Genomic DNA, 22,494 nt, shown 5'->3' with positions numbered 1-22,494 from the left:
TCTTCTCGGGATGCTTATATTTTTTCAGGATATTAAAAATCCACTTCAACAACAATAGGACAGTGGTCTGAGTGAATAACATCAGCAAGAATAGATCCTCCTTTTAATTGGTTTCTAAGCGGTTCACTCACCATGTGATAATCCAGCCTCCAACCTAAATTCTTTCCTCGGGAACCTGCTCTGTAGCTCCACCAACTGTATTTATCTGGTGACAGATCAAACTCTCTAAAACTGTCTATAAATCCACTCTCTATAAATTGACTTACCCATTCTCTTTCTTCAGGCAGAAAACCAGAAACCCCTTTTTTCTTTTCTGGCTTACTGATATCGATTTCTTTGTGGCAGATGTTGTAATCGCCACCAATAATTAAATTAGGTCTTTCTTTTTTTAACTCAGTAATGTATTCCTGAAAATAGGCCAGCCATTCCATTTTGTAATCTTGTCTTGGGCCACCTACGGTTCCCGATGGATGATATGTGCTAAAAACTGAAACATCGCCAAAATCGGCTCTAATCGATCTTCCTTCAACATCATATTTTGGATTGTCAACACCAATAACCACCTTGTCTGGTTTTTCTTTAGTCAGGATGCCAACTCCACTATATCCCTTTTTTTCTGCCGAAAACCAGTAACAATGATAGCCTAATTCCTCAAAAAGGTGGGTTTCTATCTGCTCCGGTTGTGCCTTAGTTTCCTGAATTAAAAGAATATCTGGATCTTCCTGCTTTAACCAGCCAATAAAATCTTTTCCTAAGGCAGCTCGAATTCCATTTACATTGTAACTTATAATTTTTCGCATAGCGTATATTTTTATTTGAAGAGAATAAAGATAAAGAAAGAAAAAAGCGGAAAGTGTAATTTTAGATAAGAGATTTGTTAAAAAATCAGAAAATGCAATTGCATTGCCTAAAATTGCCTGAAATCAACTACTTTTGTAATAAAAAGAAGAACATTGAAAGAAGGATTAATAATCAAGTCGACAGGAAGTTGGTATACCGTTAAATCCAACGATGGTGTAATTCATAATTGCCGTATAAAAGGGCGGTTTAGAATGGATGGAATTCGCACAACCAATCCAATATCAGTTGGGGATAAAGTGGATTTTCAAGAGGAAAATGAGGCGAATGTAATTGTGAAGATACATGATCGGAAGAATTACATCATCCGAAAATCATCCAACTTATCAAAACACAGTCAGATAATTGCTGCGAATATCGATCAGGCATTTTTGATTGTCACGGTTAATTATCCTTTAACAACTACAACTTTTATCGATCGTTTTTTAGCTGCAGCAGAGGCATATCGAATACCGGTCAATCTTATTTTTAATAAAATTGACAGATACCGCCCAAATGATCTGACGCGCTTGGGTGAATTGAAATTCACTTACGAAAAAATAGGCTACAAATGTTTCGAAATTTCGGCCAAACAGGGCACTCATTTGGATATCATCAGAGAAGCCTTAAAAGGTAAAATAAATTTACTGTCGGGACATTCAGGTGTTGGGAAATCGACTTTAATAAATGCGATACAGCCTGGTTTGGACTTAAAAACCGGCGAAATTTCTGAAGCTCACTCTCAAGGAAAACATACTACAACTTTCTCTGAAATGTTTGAATTGGATTTCGGTGGTTATATTATTGATACTCCAGGGATTAGAGGTTTTGGAACTATTGATATGGAAAAGGAAGAGATGTCACACTTTTTTCCTGAAATATTCAAGACTTCAGCGAATTGTCAATTCAATAATTGTACTCATGTGCATGAACCAAAATGTGCTGTAAAAGCCGCAGTTGAAATAGGAGAAATTTGCATCACCAGGTATGAAAGTTATTTGGGGATGATCATGGAGGATGAGAATAGCAAATACAGAATATAGCAACTTACAGATTCAGAATTTAAATGATGATTGCAGGGAGCTTAAGTTGTTTTTGTAACTTGCTTGGATGTTGGTAGTGTAGCTATTCATCTAAATAATTCTTAATTAATAACTCATCATTGAAAAAATGAAATCACACGAAATTGACTACAAGATATTCGGGGACGACATTCAATTAGTTGAAATTGAATTGGATTCCAACGAAACAGTTATTGCGGAGGCTGGAGCCATGTCTTACATGGAAGAAGGCATCACTTTTGAAACTAAAATGGGTGATGGTTCCGAACCAGAGAAGGGCATGTTCAGTAAGCTTGTGTCGGCAGGATCTCGCATGATAACTGGTGAATCTTTGTTTCTAACTCATTTTACCCATAAAGGATCAGGAAAGTCCAGAGTTGGATTTGCAGCACCATATCCAGGAACAATTATGCCTATCGATTTGAGTAAATCAGGAGGTTCATTAATTGTTCAGAAAGATGGGTTTTTATGTGCTGCTTTGGGAACGAAAGTGAGTATTGCCTTTAATAAAAAATTAGGAGCGGCACTATTTGGTGGCGAAGGATTCATTCTTCAGAAACTTCAAGGAGATGGTAAAGCCTTTGTTCATGCTGGAGGAACGGTTATTGAAAAAGTATTAGTTAATCAAACACTTCGCGTGGATACTGGTTGTGTTGTTGCATTTGAAGAGGGAATCGATTTTTCAGTTGAAAAGGCCGGAGGACTAAAATCAATGATCTTTGGCGGGGAAGGGATATTCTTAGCAACATTAAGAGGTACTGGGAAAGTTTGGTTACAATCTATGCCAATTCGTAAATTAGTGAAGGCAATTGCTCCCAGAGGCGATAATCGAAGAAAAGGTGCCAGCTCAATTCTTGGAGATTTTCTTGAAGGATAGTTGGACTAATAATTTAAACATACAAGCACGTAACTTACTACGTGCTATTTTTATTGATATAAAACGAAGAAATGGCTACAATACTTGATCCTAAAGAATTTCTTGAAATGGGTAAAACTTTACCCATGGTTGATGTTCGAACTGCTGCAGAATTTGATGCCGGACATATTCCCGGAGCTCGTAATCTTCCAATTTTCTCGAATGAGGAAAGAGTTGTTGTTGGAACTAAATACAAGAGGGCAGGCAAGGATTCAGCCGTTTTATTGGGCTTAGAATTGGTAGGGCCAAAATTGGCTCGATTTGTAGGAAAAGCAAAAAAAATTGCTCCAGAGAAAGAAATACTGATACATTGCTGGAGAGGCGGAATGCGAAGTGGAAGTATGGCTTGGCTGTTCGAGACTGCAGGATTCACCGTTTATCTGTTAAAAGGAGGATATAAGGCCTACAGGACATACAACCGGGAACGATTTGCCGATAAAGCGGAAATAATCATTTTGGGTGGAATGACCGGCAGTGGTAAAACGGAGGTTTTGCATGAAATGATGGGAATGGGACATCAGGTTCTTGATTTGGAAGGTGTTGCCAACCATAAAGGATCAGTATTTGGCGCTTTGGGACAAGCTAATCAGCCAACAAGTGAGAATTTTGAAAATGAATTAGCTCAAAAATGGTCTGAATTTGATTATTCTCGTCCCATTTGGATTGAAGATGAAAGCAACTCGGTTGGATCCGTGCGGATTAATGAGGTTTTGTTTCTTCGAATGAGAAATGCTGATGTGGTTAGTATGGATATTCCCAAAGAGGAGCGAATCAAGAGGTTGGTCAAAGAATATGCCTGTTTTGATATCGCTGTTTTAAAAGAACTGGTTTTAAAAATAGAGAAACGATTGGGTGGTTTGAATGTTAAGAATGCAATTGAAAGTCTTGATAATGGTGATTTTCACACTGTGGCAGATATTACATTAACCTACTACGACAAAGCGTATCTTCACGGTCAGCAAAAGCGAAAAGGGCAAACAATTTATTCGATAGCACTTGAAAAGGACGATCCTAAGGAAAATGCAAAAGCCATCCTTGAATTCTACTCAAACTTAAAGAAGTAATTTTATTTGGATAAGAAATCAAAAGATTTGTCGTTATCTTTATGTTGAAACCTTAGAACTCGAAAATCTTGGATATCTATCTAAAAAACCGTCATTGGAAATTATATTTTTTACTGATCGCCATAATAATTGTTTTATGCTCTATTCTGTACACCAATAATCTGGTGGGTAAGTTGGCTAACGAAGAGGGAAAAAAAATTGAATTGTGGGCTGAGGGAATGCGTAGTCTGCAATTAAATCCTGATCAGGATGTATCACTTATTAATCGTATTCTGGAACAAAATGAGACCATTCCGGTCATTCTTGTCGATGATAACGGAAACGTTGTTGATTACAGAAACATACCACTCCCTAAAAGGAATCAAGATGAGGTTTTAAAGGAAAAACTTCAAGATATGAAGGATGATAATCACTCAATAGAGATAGAGCTTGTAAATGGTAAAAACTACATCTATTTTGATGATTCGAATCTCTTAAAGCGATTGGCTTGGTATCCTTTTGTGCAATTAGGGGCAATTATCACTTTTATTTTGATAGCCTATTTGGCTTTTTCGTATTCAAAATCGGCCGAACAGAATCAGGTTTGGGTTGGAATGTCGAAAGAAACAGCTCATCAGTTAGGAACCCCAATTAGCTCTTTAATGGCTTGGATGGAGCTCATTAAATCTGGCGAAATTGATTCACAATTAGCTAAAGAAATGGCAAAAGACGTCGATCGGTTAGAAGTAATTGCCGAACGTTTTTCAAAAATTGGATCGAAACCTGTTTTAAAATTCACTAACATTTTTGATGTACTTGACAGTAGTGTCGGATACTTAAAAAAGAGAACTTCCGATAAAGTTGAATACAGTATAGAGCTTACAGATACTGACAATGGAATGGTTCCATTAAATAAAGAGTTGTTTTCGTGGGTAATTGAGAATTTGGCGAAGAATGCGGTTGATGCGATGGAAGGGAAGGGGAAATTAAATTTTTTGGTTTCAAGTAAAGCAAATCAATTGATTATTGATATCAGTGATACAGGAAAAGGGATAGCCAGAAATCAATTTAAAACCATTTTTAAGCCCGGATTTACCTCAAAAAAAAGAGGATGGGGGCTTGGATTATCTCTTTCTAAAAGGATTATTGAAAATTATCACCGCGGAAAAATATTTGTTGCTAGCTCAGAATTGGGTAGTGGTGCGGTTTTTAGGATTATTTTACCATTAAATTGAACCATTTGATTTTCAAATAGCTGTTTTTTTTTTGATACCATCAAAGAACTACCTATTTTTGCACCCCCGTTTTCAACGGAATTTCATCATTGAAACTGTAATTCAGTTTAATAATTGATTCAAATTGCAGAAAAAAGATGTTGAGATTTATGAAAACGTATGATTAATTTTTATACTTTTGCAAAGTTTTATTAGAATATAGTGGATTATCTAACAAAATATACGATTCCTTTCAAAGGATTGAATGATGGTAAACATGAATTTAATTTCACCATTGATCAGGAATTCTTTGAGCATTTTCAAAAAGAAGATGCATATCAAGTTGATGCTTCAGTGAAAGTAACGCTGGAGAAGAAAAGCTTGGTTATGACATTGATTATTGAATTGGATGGTAAAATGAAAGTGCCCTGTGATCGTTGTCTCGAGGAATTTAACATGAAGGTGAATGGAGAAAGTTCTGTTTACGTGAAATTTGGAGAGGAAAATGAGGAGTTGGCTGATGATGTTATTGTGATTTCAGGATCGGTAAATAAACTTGAAACAGCACAATACATCTATGAGTTGTTTGTACTGAGCTTACCTTTAAGCTTTGTTCATCCCGAAGATGAAGATGGAAACAGCACTTGTAATGAAGAAATGATTCAAAAATTGAATGACCATTCGGTGAAAGATGTACAAGACATTGATCCAAGATGGAATGATTTAAGAAAATTGATTGATAATAATTAGTTAAATAGGTTGAAAAATGGCACATCCAAAACACAGAACGTCGAAGCAGAGAAGAAATAAGAGAAGAACTCATATTAAAGCAACTCCAGCTACTTTAGCATCTTGCTCAAATTGTGGAGCAACTGTTAAATATCACACTGTTTGCCCTGAGTGCGGTTATTATAGAGGCAAATTGGCTATCGAAAAACAAGTTACAGCATAATCTGAGTTGAATTATTTAGATTAGACGCAATATGTGAATTTGCTCCTCAGGTGTTACTTGGGAGCAATTTTGCTTATTATACAGTTTTTTCACAAATTATGGAGCATCTAATTGTTTCAATCAACTTGTTGATTGGCGTTTAATTGTGTCTTTATTTCATTTGTTGTGAATTTATGTCTGTGTAAATGTAGAACGCCGGATCTATCTGATAAACACTAAGTAAGCTAGAAGAATGTCGAAAATTAATGCAGTAATAACTGGTGTTGGAGCTTATGTCCCAGACTATGTTCTTACCAATGAGGAATTGAGCACCATGGTTAATACAACCGATGAGTGGATCATGACTCGTATTGGTATTAAGGAAAGAAGAATTCTAAAAGGCGAAGGAAAAGGATCTTCAGATTTGGGAGCTAAAGCAGTTGAAGAGCTGTTGAAAAAAACCAATACTTCTCCTGAGGACGTTGATTTGTTGATTTGTGCAACAGTAACTCCTGACATGCAATTTCCTGCTACAGCTAATATTATTAGCGATAAAGTAGGAATTAATGACGCATTTAGTTTCGATTTAAATGCAGGTTGTTCAGGATTCTTATTCGCATTGGCTACTGGCTCAAAGTACATTCAATCAGGAATGTATAAGAAGGTTATAATTGTTGGTGCCGAGAAAATGTCATCAATTGTTGATTATACAGATCGTCAGACTTGTCCAATATTTGGTGATGGAGCAGCTGCAGTAATGCTGGAGCCTACCACAGAAAATTTTGGGATAATTGATGAGATGTTACATACTCAAGGTTTTGGTAGAAAACATTTGCATCAAAAAGCAGGTGGATCGTGCAAACCGGCAAGTTATGAAACAATTGATGCTGGTGAGCATTTCATCTACCAGGAAGGACAGCATGTATTTAAACACGCAGTTTCTAATATGGCAGATGTTTCCGTTGAAATGATGGAAAAACACAACATAACACCAGATGATTTAGCATGGTTGGTTCCACATCAGGCAAACAATCGTATTATCGAAGCCACAGCAAGAAGAATGGGCTTAGCAAAAGAGAAAGTAATGATCAATATTGAAAGATATGGTAATACGACTTCTGCTACAATTCCATTGTGTTTATGGGAGTGGGAAGACCAATTGCATAAAGGAGATAAGCTTATTCTTTCAGGATTTGGTGCTGGCTTTACCTGGGGTTCCATACTTTTGAAGTGGGGTTATGATCCAAAATAAAACAATAATTAAGTAATATATAATTAGGCCTCCAATTTGGAGGCCTTTTTTTGTTGGAATCGTTTTAAATGAATGGTTTTTATCATTCAAATTTTTATATTTGTATAGCCTGCAGAACACTATTGCAAGTTCTTTTCCTTGAATGGAAATACTATTTTTAATAAAAATGAGTTGTTTTAGTACTACTGACTGAATAGATCTTAAGAAAAATTTAAATGAATTAAATAATTTCTTGCTATTTTGTTGGTTGTAATAAAGGATTTTTAATTTCAACTAGAGTTTAACATGTTTCGTAAAAAAGATAAAATGAGCAAAAACAATGAAGTACAGCCAACTGCGGTAAATCTTATCTGCGATGGAACATCATTAACAGGTGATATTCAAGCAACTAGAGATATCCGAATTGATGGTTTTCTTAACGGTAAAATGGTAGTGAATGGAAAAGTTGTAGTTGGACATACGGGTAAAATTGAAGGAGATGTACAATGCAAAACAATTGATGTTTCGGGAAGAGTCGAAGGTAATATTGTTGCTTCCGAAATGGTTAATTTGAAAAATACGGCGGTTATTCATGGAAATATTACAACTGATAAAATTACTGTTGAGCCAGGAGCCAAATTTACAGGTTCATGTAAAATGGGCGATGTACCTCCTAAGGTCGATGTAGCACATAAAAAAGATGAAAAAAAGGAAAAAGGACCTCAGTAATTCCTTCGAAAAACGGAAAAAGCAAACCACTAGTATTGCAAAATATTCTGGTCTGGCATTTCAAATGATTGCAATTATTCTACTGGTATTATATGCTGGAATGAAGTTGGATGATTATCTGGAAAATGAATTTCCATTATTCACCATAATTGGAGCATTTGGAGGTGTTGTTTTATCCCTTTATTTTGCGTTAAAAGATTTGTTTAATAATAATTAAGCGCATTTAAATTCAGACATGGAAAAATCTATTAAAAAGTACATTCAAAATCTTGGAATGATTTCCTTATCGCTGTTGGTTATCTCTGTTCTATTATATTTGACTCTGTTAAAACCATGGTTTAATTATTTTTTTCCTTTTGTTATTTTGTATTTTTTCCTGCTTAGTTCCTTTCAGCACTATAGATTAGTTAAAACAGTTAAGGATAATCCGCGGGCTTTCAATACAAATTACATGGCTTGGTTTGGAATAAAACTATTCTTGCACCTTAGTTTCGTAATCATTTACGTTTTGCTGGATCGTCCACGGGCATTGAGTTTTGTCCTGTTTTTCGGGTTTTGCTATGTGGTATATACAGCTTACGATGTTGTAACTTTATCTAATACCTTAAGGTCTGGGAATGTTAAATGATATTAAAAAGCCTCAAGCGATTGTTTTTTTATTAAATTTGGATGTCAAAATTAAAAAAGGACAAGGTTTTAGTTGGGAAAGATAAATACTAAATGAATGAGGAATCATTCTTAAAAATACAGTTAATTCAAAAAGTTTTTGGATTGGCATTTTAACCAAACAGATTTGATGAATCCCAAATCAGTGAATATGGGGTTTTTTAAGCCAAATTAATTGGTATCTGTTATAAAGTAAGTTGTTTACGTATGAAAAATATTCATCGATTTCTGTTGATTTTCTTCTTAGTGGTAAGTGTTACACCGGTTTTTGCTTCCGGTGACGAGCATACAGAACATGCCTCTCAAGAGACACACTCCAAAGAAAAGTTTGATCCAGGAAGTTTTATAATGGGGCATATTGGTGATTCTTACGAATGGCATGTTTTTAGTTATGGTGATTTTCATGCAACATTACCTCTGCCGGTAATTGTATACTCGCAAAACTCAGGATTTAATATCTTTCTGTCTAATAATTTTCATGGGGATTCCGCTTACAAAGGGTTTTCAATTGCTAAGGAGGGTGAATACAGAGGGAAGGTGGTAGAAATGCTTAATGGACATGAAGTACGTCCATTTGATATCTCGATGACTAAAAATGTTGTATCGATGCTAATAAGTATGGCAATTCTGCTTTGGGTATTTATTTCTGTCGCAAAATCATATACGAACAGTAAAGGTAAAGCACCTAAAGGCATGCAATCACTGGTTGAACCTATCATTATATTCGTTCGTGATGAAGTTGCTAAACCTGCAATCGGAGAAAAAAAATATGAAAAATACCTGCCTTATCTGCTGTCTATTTTCTTTTTTATTTGGTTGAACAATCTAATGGGCATGGTTCCATTTTTCCCTGGGGGGGCAAATGTGACTGGAAATATTACCATAACATTGGTATTGGCACTGTTCACCTTTGTAATCACTACAATTAATGGAAACAAAGCATACTGGAAAGATATTTTCAACACACCAGGAGTACCATGGTGGTTGAAATTCCCGATACCATTGATGCCTTTGGTTGAGGTAATGGGAGTTTTTACAAAACCATTTGTTTTAATGGTTCGACTCTTTGCCAACATTACTGCAGGTCATATGATTGTTTTGGCTTTTGTGAGTCTTATTTTTATATTTGGACAAATAAGTCCGGGCTTAGGATACGGAACGTCAGTTGTTTCTGTCGCTTTTATTGTATTTATGAATATGCTTGAACTGTTGGTAGGATTGATTCAGGCCTATGTATTTACGCTTCTTTCTGCTCTTTATTTCGGTATGGCAACAGAAGAACATCACTAAAAATTTTCTACTCCCAGTTGGGAGCTTTAATAGTTTTTAATCAATTAATAAAAACGCTATGATTACATTATCAATTCTTCTTCAGGCTGCAGCTAGTTTGGGTATTGCCAAAATGGGTGCTGCTTTTGGAGCAGGTTTAGCTGCTATTGGTGCTGGTATAGGTATCGGTAAAATTGGGGGTAGTGCTCTTGAGAGTATTGCTCGTCAACCAGAAGCTTCTGGAGATATTCGTTCAAACATGATTGTTGCCGCTGCGCTTATTGAAGGTGCTGCTTTTTTCGCGATTATCATTTGTTTGTTGGCTATCGTATTGTAATAGAATTATCCGCAATTTGCCGTAAGAGATTGTCTGAGGCAAATTGTGGTATCTATTTGGATGTTAATATCACTTTAAGTGACTTAAAATAGAATAACATGGACTTGGTAACACCTGAATTAGGAACCTTTATATGGATGCTTTTATCATTTGGCATTGTTTTGCTTATCCTGGCAAAGTATGCCTGGAAACCAATTCTAAACGCCTTAAAGGAAAGAGAACAATCCATTAAGGATGCACTTAGTTCCGCTGAGCGTGCAAAAGAAGAAATGTCTGAATTACAGGCCGACAACGAAAGAATTCTTCAGGAAGCAAGAAAAGAGCGTGCGGCAATGCTAAAGGAAGCAAAAGAGATGGGCAGTAAACTGGTTAGTGAAGCCAAACAAAAAGCTACTCTCGAGGCTGATAAGGTAATAGAATCGGCTCGAATTAATATAGAAGGTGAGAAATCGGCTGCTTTGAACGAAATCAAGGCTCAGGTTGCAATTCTTTCTGTTGAAATTGCAGAGAAAATTCTTCGTCAGCAATTTGCTGATGATCAGCAACAAAAAGATTACTTCAAAAAGTTAATGGATGAAGTAAAGTTGAATTAGTAAATGGGTTAATGAGAGTACGAGAGTCTTGTTTGATCTCTTTTCTTATATCTCACATCTAATAATCTAAAAGAATATGAACGAAAGTAAAATCTCGGTTCGTTATGCCAAAGCTCTTTTCGAATTAGGAAAAGAGGAGAACTTAATAGAGTCCGTAATTAAAGATATTCAGCTGGTAGATGAGGTTTGTAAAACGATACCTGAATTTTGGCTTATGGTTGAAAGTCCGGTTGTTCAAACCTCTCACAAACGAGCTTCGGTTAAGCTTATATTTGCTGATAAAGTAAATCCGGTCAGTCTTAATTTTTTAGATTTAGTGGTACAAAATCGTCGTGAAATTTACCTAAAGGATATTTCCCGAAATTTTTTGGCATTATGTCGTAAAGACAAGGGGATTTTATCTGCAACGCTTACATCTGCATCTGCTATTGAGAAAGACGTCAATAGTCAATTGAGTGAGTTGCTTTCAAAATCTTTCAATGCAAAAATTGAATTACAGGAAGTGGTTGATAAAGAGATTATTGGTGGATTTGTGCTTCGGATTGAAGATCAGCAACTGGATGCTAGTGTTAGCAATCAGCTGAATCTAATTAAGCGTGAATTGCTTTCAAATCATATGAAATAGAATTTCAAAATCGGATTAAACTCTGACTAAATAAAAATTAAATATGGCTAGTATTAAACCTGCAGAAGTTTCGGCAATCCTAAAGCAGCAATTAAAAGGATTAAAAACCGAGGCAGAACTGGAAGAAGTCGGAACCGTATTGCAAGTTGGGGATGGTATCGCCCGCATTTACGGTTTATCGCATGTTGAATCCAATGAGTTGATCGAATTCCAAAATGGCGTTTTAGGTATTGTTTTGAACCTCGAAGAGGACAATGTCGGAGCTGTACTTTTAGGAGAATCTCAAGGTATTAAAGAAGGTGATGTTGTAAAACGCACCAAGCGTATTGCCTCCATCAATGTTGGTGAGGGAATGTTAGGACGTGTAATCAATACCATTGGTGAACCTCTTGATGGAAAAGGTGAAATAAAAGGTGTGACATACGAAATGCCATTGGAACGTAAAGCTCCTGGTGTACTTTATCGTCAGCCGGTAACTGAGCCTTTACAAACAGGATTGAAGTCGATTGATGCGATGATTCCGATTGGACGCGGACAGCGTGAGTTAATCATTGGTGACCGTCAGACTGGTAAAACAGCAATTGCTATTGACACCATCATCAATCAAAAAGAATTTTACGATAAAGGAGAGCCGGTTTACTGTATTTATGTAGCTATAGGACAGAAAGGTTCTACTGTAGCAAATATAGCCAGAACACTGGAGGAGCATGGAGCAATGGCTTATACCGTTATTGTGATGGCAACAGCAGCCGATCCGGCAGCATTGCAGTTTTACGCCCCTTTCGCAGGAGCTTCTATTGGTGAGTTCTTTCGCGATACCGGTCGTCCTGCATTGATTATTTTTGATGATTTATCGAAACAAGCGGTTTCGTACCGTGAGGTTTCTCTACTACTTCGTCGTCCACCAGGACGTGAAGCATATCCAGGTGATGTATTTTATCTGCACTCAAGATTATTAGAGCGTGCAGCTAAAATTATTAATTCTGATGACATTGCCCGTCAGATGAATGATTTACCTGAAAGTTTGAAAAATGCCAAGGATGAGAAAGGTGAATCAATTATTAGAGGCGGTGGTTCTTTAACTGCACTTCCAATTATTGAAACACAGGCTGGTGACGTATCGGCTTACATTCCAACCAATGTAATTTCTATTACCGATGGTCAGATTTTCTTGGAATCGGATCTTTTTAATGCTGGTTTTCGTCCTGCAATTAACGTGGGTATCTCGGTATCTCGTGTGGGTGGTAATGCTCAGATTAAATCGATGAAAAAAGTAGCTGGTACTTTGAAGCTGGATCAGGCTCAGTATCGTGAACTGGAGGCATTTTCCAAGTTTGGTTCTGATATGGATGCTGCAACCCGTGCCGTTTTGGATAAGGGTTCTAAAAATGTGGAAATTTTAAAACAAGGACAATATTCACCTTATACTGTTGATAAGCAGGTAGCTATTTTGTATTGCGGATCGCAAGGATTATTGCGTAATGTTCCCGTTGATAAGGTGAAAGAATTTGAAATTGATTTCCTTGATTTTATGGCAATGAAACACAAAGATGTTTTAGCTGATCTAGGAGCAGGAAAATATACTGATGAGGCACAGGCTACTTTGAAATCTGTTGCTGCTGAAGTGTCTGCTAAATATAAAAAGTAATTCAAAGGGACGAAGAAATTCGTCCCAACTCAATAAAAGAGTTGTAAATGGCTAATTTAAAAGAAATTCGTACCCGTATTTCGTCGGTTCAGAAAACCAAACAGGTTACTGCAGCGATGAAAATGGTTTCTGCTGCCAAATTAAAAAAGGCTCAGGATGCTATCGTGCAAATTCGTCCATTCGCCGATAAACTTCATGAGATTTTATCGAACTTAACTGGTAGTTTGACTGATTCTGATGATAATTTATATGGTGTAGAGAGAAAGCCTGAAAAGGTTTTATTGGTTGCGATAACTTCTAACAAGGGCTTGTGTGGTGGCTTTAATTCAAATGTAATTAAGCAGGTTGCTATTTTGGCTGGGACTACCTACGCCGAACAAAATCAGCGAGGTTCATTGCACATATTGGCAATTGGGAAACAAGGTTTTGGAATTCTTAGGAAGACTTACAATGTTGTTGGAGAATACAACGATGTGTACGATAATTTGAATTTTGAAAATGTTTCTGCTATTGCTTCTTTTGTTATGGAGGAGTTTGTAAAAGGGACATATGACAGAGTAGAATTAGTGTACAATCAGTTTAAAAATGCGGGGGTACAAATTTTAACAAGCGAACAATTTTTGCCTGTGATTCAACCAGAAGAGGAGATGAGTACTCAAACGGAGTATATTTTTGAACCAAATCAGGAAGAAATTTTGCAAGAGTTAGTGCCAAAATCTTTGAAAACGCAATTTTTTAAGGCTTTACTGGATTCTTTTGCATCGGAACACGGAGCGAGAATGACTGCAATGCATAAGGCAACGGATAATGCTACTGATTTAATTCAGGATCTTAACCTTACCTATAATAAAGCTCGTCAGAGTGCGATTACCAACGAAATTTTGGAGATTGTATCCGGAGCTAATGCTTTGGCTGACTAATGCCATTTTAAAGACCATATTTAAACGATTTATAATTGCTGCAAGCTCACCTTAGGGTGAGCTTTTTTTGTGCTGTAAAGTTTGTAAAAGGAATAATATTGGAAATTTAAAATTATTTCCTAAATTCGTATGTTCAAACATATGCACAAGATGGAATTAAAAATAGATCATAACAGTCCGCTTCCCTTACACGCACAGGTAGAGTCTCTTCTAAGGAAGATGATAGAACTGGAGGAATACAAAAATGGTGGTTTTTTACCTAAAGAGGTTGATTTGGCAAAACGTCTCGGAATTTCAAGGAATACCCTACGGCAAGCCACAAATAAATTGGAATACGAGGGGCTGCTGATCAGAAAAAAAGGAATAGGCACTAAGGTTGCTGAAAAAGGAATCACAACAAATCTGGATAATTGGCAAAGCTTCACTCAGGAAATGTCTGATAAAGGAGTCGATTTTGTAAACTTCTTAAGTGAGGCAAAATGGGTGAAGGCAGATAAAAAAATTGCTTCCTTTTTTAATATTCAAGAAGGAGATGAAATCCTTTGTTTATCAAGGCTAAGAGGGCATTTTGATGGTCCTTTTGTTTATTTTGAGAGTTATTTTCATCCAAGAATAGGTCTGACTGGTAATGAGGATTTCAAGAAGCCTTTGTATAGTATTTTGGAAAATGACTACAATGTTGTGCCGTCCATTTCTAAAGAAGAGATTAAGGCAAGGCTTGCTACCAAGATTACAGCCGATCGTTTACAAATTAAGCAAGGAGATCCAGTATTGGTAAGAGAACGTTACGTTTCTGATCCTGGCGATCGTCCGTTAGAATACAACATTGGTTTTTATATTGCCGAGAAATTCACCTATTCAATAACCATTACAAGATAGATTGAACATGAAAAAGCAAATTTCTATTGGAGTGGATGTTGGTGGCAGTCACATTAGTTGTGCGGCTTATGATCTGACAAATAAAAAGCTGATTACGGAAAGTATTTCACATACTACACTAAACAATCAGGGTAGTAAAGAGGAAATTGTTACTGCTTTTGGAAGGCTTTTACGTTTGTGCATTGCTAAAATTGAAGCTGAGAATTTGGTTGGAATTGGTATTGCCATGCCAGGACCTTTTGATTACGTAAATGGAATTGGATTGTTTACAGGATCGAATGCCAAATTTCAAAGCATAAACGAAGTGAATTTAAGATCTGAAATTCAAGAAAACCTCGGGTTGAAGAATATACCAATTCGTTTTATAAATGATGCTACTGCTTTTGCGATTGGAGAGTATTTTTTGGGTAAGCTACAAGGAGGGAAACAAACACTGGCAATCACTTTAGGAACGGGTCTAGGCTCTGCTTTCCTCTCTGGGGGAATTCCGGTTATTATGGGGGATACAGTTCCTGAAAACGGCTGTATTTGGCATTTGCCATTCGAAAATGGTATTGCTGATGATTATTTTTCTACCCGAGGACTGATCAATCGGTTTTTTGAGCGTTCAGGCAAAAGAGTGAATGGGGTAAAGGAGATTGCGGATCTGGCAAAGGAGAATATTGATGCGGAAGAATTATTTTATGATTTTGGTGAAAAAATGGCTCACTTTCTTAGCTCCTGGATTAAGAAATTTAAAGTTGAAACCATCGTTTTTGGAGGTAATATTTCAAAAGCATCTTATTTGTTTGATAATGCTATGAATGAGCAATTTAAAGAAGCGGGTTTACGTGTAAGAATTGAATATTCTGACTTACAGGAATCAGCGGCATTTATTGGAGGAGCTCAGTTGTTGAGTGAAGAATTTTGGGAATCCGTTAAGGAGCAATTAAAATACATGTAGAATATAAAATCCAATGGATATGAAATCGCAGAAATCAAAAATAGTATTACCCGTTTTACTGTCGTTCTTTGTTATCAGTTTTGTTGATTTGGTGGGTACCGGTGTCGATGAATTGAAACAAAATTCGAATACACCAGAATATCTTTTACAGCTAATTCCTTTTGTTGCCTTCATTTGGTTCTTTTTACTTTCTGTGCCAGCAGGAATATGGCAGGCCAAAATTGGAAAGAAAAGAGTATTAAATGTAGCCATATTAATCACTACAGTAGGTCTTTTTGTTCCGGTTCTTGGAAATACTTTACCCGTAATACTAGTGGCTTTTTCCTTATTAGGAATTGGAAATACCATTATGCAGGTTGCAGCCAATCCGTTGTTGGTGGATGTTGTTTCAGATAAAAAGGCATCTAGTTTTTTAAGTCTGTCGCAGTTCATTAAATCAGTAGGATCCATGATTGGTCCCTTTGTAGCTGCCGTTGTTGGTCCATTCTTGGCTAATTTATTTAATTATGAAGGAGCTGGAACCTGGCGTTTTGGTTTGTATCTTTTTGGGATTATATCACTTTCATCATTCTTTTGGTTATCAGTAACTAAAATTGAAGAAAAGGCTGTAAGTGAAGAAAAGGTTTCAATTTCATCCTGTTTCAAACTACTATCTAATCGGTATATCGCCTTAATGGTTTTGGGAATTTTTGCGGTTGTTGGTATTGATGTAGCTCTGAATTCCAATATTGGCACATTTCTTCATCTTAAACTTGGTGTTGGCGAAGAGATGGCTAAATATGGCAAATCAGTTTACTTTTTTGCAAAAATGGTAGGCACGTTTGCGGGAGCAATTATTTTAATGAAGTGGGACCCAAGAAAAATATTGCGCATATCCAGTATTGTTGCAATCCTTGCTGTTGTGGCTTTGGCCTTTACATCTAACGAAATATCAGCATGGATTTTTGTGGGAGTAATAAGTTTAGGAGTCTCAAATATTTTTCCTTTAATTTATTCTATCACTGTAGGTGATTATCCTCAACGTTCCAATGAAATATCAGGCTTGATGATGATGGCGATTTCAGGTGGTGCAATTTTTCCATTTTTAGTTGGTCTTTCAATGAATTATCATCTGAATGGTGGCCTTTGGCTGATCTCCGCCTTACTGATTTTCATCTTCTTCTTGGCCAGATTAAGTCCTAGTAAATAGTAATTTAAACTAAAAAGGATAAGAATAAATGTGCAAATCTGTATGTTCAAACATATCTACAAGTAAACAAATTGTTTTTCTTTTGTTGATTTTACTTTCAGCTTCATGTTCTAGTGAAAGTGATTTGATAAAATATGTGAATCCAAATATTGGAACAGTTCACAGCAGGTGGTTTTTTTACACACCTGCCGCTCTTCCTTTCGGGATGGCGAAACCAGCACCAACAACCAATGCACATTACGGAAATAAATGGGGTTGGGAGGCTGTTGGTTACGATGACAGACATGAATCTATTGAAGGATTTGCCAATGTTCATGAATTTCAACTAGGCGGTATTGTGTTAATGCCAACAAATGGGCGATTGATTACAACACCCGGAGAACTTGAAAATCCAGATTTAGGATACCGATCCGGATTTCAGAAAGAATCAGAAATAGCACAACCAGGATATTATAAAGTTGAATTGGCAGATTATGGAATAAAAGCTGAATTGACATCAACCAAAAGGCTTGCAATTCATCAATATACTTACCCTGCTAACCAAAAGGCGAATCTGATTTTTGATATTGGGAATCAGCAAGGAGAAAGCGGGATAGTCGTAAATGCCGAGGTAAAAAGAATTGATGGGTATACCGTTGAAGGTTGGGTGGAGACAGCTCCTGAATATGTAAAAAAGTATCAGAAAGGCGCTACTGTTTCGATGTATTTTGTTGCCAAAATTAACAAGGCAATAAAAGAGTTTGGAACCTTTCGAGGCGATACAATTTATGCAAATAAAGATCAAATTTCCGGTAAGGGAGCGGGATTGTATTTTTCATTTACTCCAACAAAGCAAGAAATTGTAGAAATTCAGGTGGCTTTGTCTTACACCTCGGTCGAAAATGCATACGAAAATTTGAAAGCAGAAAGTAAATCTTTTGCCAAAGCCAAAAAGGATGCTCAGCAGATTTGGAACACAGAATTGAATAAAATTCAGGTGAAAGGAGAGTCTGAAACAGATAAAACAAAATTCTACACGGGGCTTTACCATGCTTTATTGGGAAGAGGATTGGCGAATGATGTGAACGGAGCCTATCCTAAAAATGATGGAACAGTTGGACAACTCCCTTTGAATGAAGATGGAACGCCTCAATTTAATTTTTACAATACGGATGCATTTTGGGGAGCATTTTGGAACCTAACTCAACTTTGGACTTTGGTCTGGCCAGAATATTACAATGATTTTGTTCGAACCCATTTACAGATTTACAAGGATACAGGTTGGTTTTGTGATGGTTTAGCTAATAGCAGATATGTTTCTGGTGTGGGAACTAATTATGTAGGACTGATAATTGCCTCCGCCTACAATTGTGGAATTAGAAATTACGATACTGAATTGGCTTTTGAAGCTTGCTTGAAAAATGAATTGGGTTGGGAAGACAGACCACTTGGCTCAGGAAAAATGGACGTGAAAAGTTTTCTGGAGAAAGGATTTGTACCACATCAAGAGGAGTGGGGAGAAATTCCGGAGGCTAGTGCTTTTTCTGCATCGCACGTGTTGGAATATTCCTTTTCGGCACATGCTGTTGCGCAATTTGCAAAACAGATGAACAAGACAAGAGAGTACAATCAGTTGATGCAACTCTCAGGAAATTGGGAGAACATTTTCGATCCTTCAATTGGTTTTATTCGTCCTAAAACGTCGGATGGTGAGTTTGTTTCAAAGTTTGATCCCTTGGAGCCCTGGAGAGGTTTTCAGGAAGGAAATTCGTGGCAATACAGCTTTTATGTACCTCATGAGCCTCGAAGATTAGTAGAGAAGATTGGAAAAGAAAGTTTCAATCAACGATTGGATTCAATATTTCTAGAATCGCGGAAAAATGCTTTTGGTGGAGGAAAAGAAATTGATGCTTTTGCAGGAGTAAAAACCATTTACAATCATGGAAATCAGCCTAGTTTACACATTCCTTGGTTGTATAACTTCTCAGGGCAACCTGAAAAAACGCAATATTGGACAAGAACAATTTGTAATGAGTTTTACGGATCCGATCCTATTCATGGATATGGTTATGGACAGGATGAAGATCAGGGACAATTGGGATCTTGGTATGTGATGGCTTCCATTGGCTTGTTTGATGTAGCCGGATTAACTGGCGAAAATCCACACATGCAAATTGGTAGTCCTGCATTCGATGAGATAAAAATCAAGCTAAACCCAGATTACTATTCAGGCAAAGATATTGAGATTAAAGTCAATAATAATTCTCCTGAAAAATTGTTGGTGAAATCAGTAAAATTAAATGCAAAAAAACTGAATGAAATGGAAGTTTCTTTTCACGATTTGGTGAATGGCGCCAAGCTTGAATTTGAAAAGAAAGATACAAATGAATTGTACTAAATGATATAATATGAGAAGCTTACTAATTGTGTTTATGGCTGTATGCTTTTTTACAAGCTGTGATACTACTTCAGAAAAGAAAGAAGAATTCAAAAAATCAGTAGTGGAGAACACTGATTTTCAATTTGTAAAAAAGAAAGCTCTGGAAGTTGTAAAAACAGGCTTTAATGCTGGTGATGGATATGGCGAAGTATGGATTCGCGACTACAATACCTTCATTGAACTTTCTGCAGAAGTGTTTCCAACAGAAGTCTTGAAGGAAAATTTGAGAGTGTTTTTCCGTCTCCAAGGAAAGGATGGAAATATTATTGATGGATTTATTCCGAAAGAAAAAGCAGTAGATGTTGAAGGTGGATATACTTACATCTACAACGATTTGGAACCAACTTATTGCGGACATAAAAATACGGTTGAGACCGATCATGAGGCATCATTGGTACAAGCTGTTTACAAATACGTTCAAAAAACGGGAGACAAAGCTTTCCTAAATGAAATAATTGGAGAAAAAACAATTGCTGATCGAATGGAATGGGCCATGGATTTTCTGTTGAATCACCGTTGGAGTAAAGAACATGGTATGATTTGGGGAGCAACGACCTCCGACTGGGGAGATGTTCAGCATTGTCACCCTTGGGGCGTTTACATTACCGAGGATACGAAGTATTGTGTTGATATTTATGACAATGCCATGTTTTTAATTGCCATTGATAACTTATTGGAACTGGATCCTTCGAAAGAAGGAAAATGGAGAACCATTCGAAATGATCTTGCAAAAAATACGATGAAACATCTTTGGGATGAGAAGAATCAGAAGTTTATTCCTCATGTCTATTTAGACGGCTCACCTTTCCCAGATACCTTTATTGAAAATGAGATTTTCTATCATGGTGGAACTGCTGTGGCGATTGAAGCAGGTTTGTTGAGTAAAGAGCAAATAAAAGTATCACTTGATAAGATGATTGCCAATGTGAAAGCATCTGGAGCCGGCTCGATTGGACTGACGATGTATCCTCCATATCCGGAAGGATATTATGAGAACAAAGGAATGTATCCATACGGTTACCAAAACGGTGGCGATTGGACCTGGTTTGGAGCCAGAATGATTCAACAGTTGGTGAAATATGGTTTTGTTCAGGAAGCTTATGAACAGTTGCAACCAATGACAAATCGAGTGGTTGTGAACGATGGTTTTTACGAATGGTACACTGAAAAAAACGAACCAAAAGGATCGGGAACTTTCCGAGGTTCGGCAGGAGTGTTATACAAGGCAATTGAAATGTTAGAAGATGCAGTTGAAAAATAATAAGGTGATGGAGAATAGAAGAAAAACAGAACAATATTTACTTCCGCTACAAAGAAGTGAATCAGCAGTTGGCAAATATGACTTGTATCCGTCTTTGCAGATGGAAGATGGGAAGATTCATGTTGGAGTAGAGAAATTGGCGCAAGACTTAATCAATGAGAAAACCATTGTTATTGATGGTTATATAGGTGTTTTTTACGATCAGATCAAAGAAAAGATGAATACACAATTTACTGCCTTGGGAAAGAAGGTGAATTGGGTGAATGTTGCTTTAGCGATGAAAACGGAATTTGAAATTGATCAGATGATCGAACCATTTTTAGGTGGAGATGATCCAATTTTTGGATCAAAAGCGAGCATTGATCTTGTCGATTTCTTTGATCAGAAAAAGCTGGAAAGTTTACAACAAAATGCTGACGCAGATATTAATATCATTTATGGTTTGGGTGCTACCTTAGCCAATTGGGAAGGCAAATTAATTTACATTGATTTACCAAAAAATGAGCTGCAATTTAGAGCTCGAGCCGGAAGTATCACAAATTTGGGAGCAAGTAGCGCACTGGAAAGCAAACCAATGTACAAACGCTTCTATTTTGTCGATTGGATTGTTTTGAACAAGCACAAACAAGCGCTTCTTTCTAAAATTGATTTTGTTGCAGATGAACAACGTTTGGATGTAATTACCTGGATGAGGGGAGATGACTTGCGTGAAGGTCTGCGAAAAATGGCAAATAATATTTTCCGCGTTCGTCCTTGGTTCGAACCTGGAGCTTGGGGAGGACAATGGATAATGGATAAAATTGATGGTTTAAACAAAGAAGTTGTCAATTATGCATGGTCTTTTGAGTTGATTGTACCAGAAAACGGATTGTTGTTCGAGAGTAGCGGAAATTTATTGGAAGTATCTTTTGATTGCATCATGTTTCAGGAGGCAGAAGCCGTAATGGGAAGACATACAGTACAATATGGTTTTGAATTCCCTCTTAGGTTCGATTTTTTGGATACTTTCGATGGAGGAAATCTTTCCATTCAATGTCATCCACAGCCAGAATATATCAAAGAACATTTTGGCGAAAGCTTTACTCAGGAAGAGACTTATTACATTTTGGATGCTGGTAAAGATGCCAAATGCTATTTAGGATTTCAGGAAGATATTGATCCGAAGGCTTTTGAAGCTGATTTACAAGAGAGTTATCAGAACAAAAAGGAAATTGATATTACCAAACACGTGCAGATTCACAATTCGAATAAGCACGATTTGTTTTTGATTCCTCCAGGAACCATTCATGGGTCAGGAACTGAAAATTTGGTACTTGAAATTAGCACAACACCTTACATTTTCACGTTTAAGATGTACGATTGGTTGCGTGTCGATTTCGATGGTAAACCTCGTCCGATAAATGTGGAAAGAGGAATGGAAAATCTGGATTTTGATCGGAAAGGACAATATGTGAAAGACCAATTGATAGCTCATCCTTATTTGTTGAAGGAAGGAGCTGATTGGAAGCAATATCATTTGCCAACACACGAAAAACATACTTACGATGTACATCGTTACCATTTTACTACTGAAGTAGATATCGAAACAGAAAATCGATGCAACGTACTTTCCCTTGTGGAAGGAACAAGTATCATTGTTGAAACTCAGAATGGAATGAGACAGCGATTCAATTATGCTGAAACTTTTGTAATTCCGGCTGCAGCAGGATCTTATAAAATTATCAATGAATCGGAAGGTGAAATAATGCTTGTTAAAGCATTCATGAAGTAAATTATATAGACC

Annotated in this window: 22 protein-coding genes; 21 read left to right on the top strand and 1 reads right to left on the bottom strand. The window is 36.7% G+C overall.

Annotated elements, in window-relative coordinates; all coding sequences use genetic code 11:
• Positions 1-32 precede the first annotated feature (32 nt).
• Positions 33-800 (bottom strand): exodeoxyribonuclease III, encoded by a 768-nt coding sequence (locus tag ALGA_RS08980; protein ID WP_096429003.1) that lies wholly within the window; start codon positions 798-800, stop codon positions 33-35.
• A 153-nt stretch (positions 801-953) separates the two neighbouring features.
• Between ALGA_RS08980 and rsgA the strand changes: the two genes are divergently transcribed.
• The 21 genes from rsgA (at position 954) to ALGA_RS08870 (ending at position 22,482) form a co-directional block, all read left to right on the top strand.
• Positions 954-1,880: a ribosome small subunit-dependent GTPase A gene (rsgA, locus tag ALGA_RS08975; RefSeq protein WP_096429002.1), complete on the top strand. Its 927-nt coding sequence runs from the start codon at positions 954-956 to the stop codon at positions 1,878-1,880.
• Positions 1,881-2,007: 127 nt separating this feature from the next.
• Positions 2,008-2,775 carry a TIGR00266 family protein gene (locus tag ALGA_RS08970; protein WP_096429001.1) on the top strand — a complete coding sequence of 256 codons (768 nt, stop codon included), beginning with the start codon at positions 2,008-2,010 and terminating at the stop codon, positions 2,773-2,775.
• Positions 2,776-2,846: 71 nt separating this feature from the next.
• Positions 2,847-3,878, top strand: coding sequence for a tRNA 2-selenouridine(34) synthase MnmH (gene mnmH / locus ALGA_RS08965; protein WP_096429000.1), 1,032 nt, complete (start codon positions 2,847-2,849; stop codon positions 3,876-3,878).
• Positions 3,879-3,946: 68 nt separating this feature from the next.
• Positions 3,947-5,092: a sensor histidine kinase gene (locus tag ALGA_RS08960; protein WP_197705735.1), complete on the top strand. Its 1,146-nt coding sequence runs from the start codon at positions 3,947-3,949 to the stop codon at positions 5,090-5,092.
• Between the two features lie 201 nt (positions 5,093-5,293).
• Positions 5,294-5,821 (top strand): YceD family protein, encoded by a 528-nt coding sequence (locus ALGA_RS08955; protein WP_096428998.1) that lies wholly within the window; start codon positions 5,294-5,296, stop codon positions 5,819-5,821.
• A 16-nt stretch (positions 5,822-5,837) separates the two neighbouring features.
• Positions 5,838-6,023 carry a 50S ribosomal protein L32 gene (rpmF, locus tag ALGA_RS08950; RefSeq protein WP_096428997.1) on the top strand — a complete coding sequence of 62 codons (186 nt, stop codon included), beginning with the start codon at positions 5,838-5,840 and terminating at the stop codon, positions 6,021-6,023.
• Positions 6,024-6,255: 232 nt separating this feature from the next.
• Positions 6,256-7,254 (top strand): beta-ketoacyl-ACP synthase III, encoded by a 999-nt coding sequence (locus ALGA_RS08945; protein ID WP_096428996.1) that lies wholly within the window; start codon positions 6,256-6,258, stop codon positions 7,252-7,254.
• 306 nt (positions 7,255-7,560) lie between these two features.
• A complete protein-coding gene (locus tag ALGA_RS08940) occupies positions 7,561-7,962 on the top strand; it encodes a bactofilin family protein (protein WP_096433544.1) in 402 nt (133 codons plus the stop codon).
• Positions 7,934-8,179, top strand: coding sequence for an AtpZ/AtpI family protein (locus tag ALGA_RS08935; RefSeq protein ID WP_096428995.1), 246 nt, complete (start codon positions 7,934-7,936; stop codon positions 8,177-8,179). The genes ALGA_RS08940 and ALGA_RS08935 overlap by 29 nt, the downstream gene beginning before the upstream one ends.
• 656 nt (positions 8,180-8,835) lie before the next feature.
• A complete protein-coding gene (gene atpB / locus ALGA_RS08925; protein WP_096428993.1) occupies positions 8,836-9,918 on the top strand; it encodes a F0F1 ATP synthase subunit A in 1,083 nt (360 codons plus the stop codon).
• Between the two features lie 58 nt (positions 9,919-9,976).
• Positions 9,977-10,234 (top strand): ATP synthase F0 subunit C, encoded by a 258-nt coding sequence (atpE, locus tag ALGA_RS08920; RefSeq protein ID WP_394339910.1) that lies wholly within the window; start codon positions 9,977-9,979, stop codon positions 10,232-10,234.
• Positions 10,235-10,332: 98 nt separating this feature from the next.
• On the top strand, positions 10,333-10,827 hold the full coding sequence (locus tag ALGA_RS08915) for a F0F1 ATP synthase subunit B (protein ID WP_096428992.1): 495 nt from the start codon (positions 10,333-10,335) through the stop codon (positions 10,825-10,827).
• A gap of 76 nt (positions 10,828-10,903) precedes the next feature.
• A complete protein-coding gene (gene atpH, locus ALGA_RS08910; RefSeq protein WP_096428991.1) occupies positions 10,904-11,452 on the top strand; it encodes an ATP synthase F1 subunit delta in 549 nt (182 codons plus the stop codon).
• A gap of 43 nt (positions 11,453-11,495) precedes the next feature.
• Positions 11,496-13,100 carry a F0F1 ATP synthase subunit alpha gene (gene atpA / locus ALGA_RS08905; protein ID WP_096428990.1) on the top strand — a complete coding sequence of 535 codons (1,605 nt, stop codon included), beginning with the start codon at positions 11,496-11,498 and terminating at the stop codon, positions 13,098-13,100.
• 47 nt (positions 13,101-13,147) lie between these two features.
• Complete coding sequence (atpG, locus tag ALGA_RS08900) at positions 13,148-14,020, top strand: ATP synthase F1 subunit gamma (protein WP_096428989.1); 873 nt, start codon at positions 13,148-13,150, stop codon at positions 14,018-14,020.
• Positions 14,021-14,170: 150 nt separating this feature from the next.
• A complete protein-coding gene (locus ALGA_RS08895) occupies positions 14,171-14,899 on the top strand; it encodes a GntR family transcriptional regulator (protein WP_096433540.1) in 729 nt (242 codons plus the stop codon).
• A 7-nt stretch (positions 14,900-14,906) separates the two neighbouring features.
• A complete protein-coding gene (locus ALGA_RS08890) occupies positions 14,907-15,842 on the top strand; it encodes an ROK family protein (RefSeq protein ID WP_096428988.1) in 936 nt (311 codons plus the stop codon).
• Positions 15,843-15,861: 19 nt separating this feature from the next.
• Positions 15,862-17,031 (top strand): MFS transporter, encoded by a 1,170-nt coding sequence (locus tag ALGA_RS08885; RefSeq protein WP_162845416.1) that lies wholly within the window; start codon positions 15,862-15,864, stop codon positions 17,029-17,031.
• A gap of 28 nt (positions 17,032-17,059) precedes the next feature.
• Positions 17,060-19,408, top strand: coding sequence for a GH92 family glycosyl hydrolase (locus ALGA_RS08880; RefSeq protein ID WP_096428986.1), 2,349 nt, complete (start codon positions 17,060-17,062; stop codon positions 19,406-19,408).
• A 10-nt stretch (positions 19,409-19,418) separates the two neighbouring features.
• Positions 19,419-20,711: a GH36-type glycosyl hydrolase domain-containing protein gene (locus ALGA_RS08875; protein WP_096428985.1), complete on the top strand. Its 1,293-nt coding sequence runs from the start codon at positions 19,419-19,421 to the stop codon at positions 20,709-20,711.
• Positions 20,712-20,718: 7 nt separating this feature from the next.
• A complete protein-coding gene (locus ALGA_RS08870; protein ID WP_096433538.1) occupies positions 20,719-22,482 on the top strand; it encodes a class I mannose-6-phosphate isomerase in 1,764 nt (587 codons plus the stop codon).
• Positions 22,483-22,494: the final 12 nt, after the last annotated feature.

The sequence above is a fragment of the Labilibaculum antarcticum genome (assembly GCF_002356295.1).
In the GTDB taxonomy this organism is placed as follows: Bacteria; Bacteroidota; Bacteroidia; order Bacteroidales; family Marinifilaceae; genus Labilibaculum; species Labilibaculum antarcticum.
This window is presented reverse-complemented; position numbering and strand designations above follow the sequence as displayed.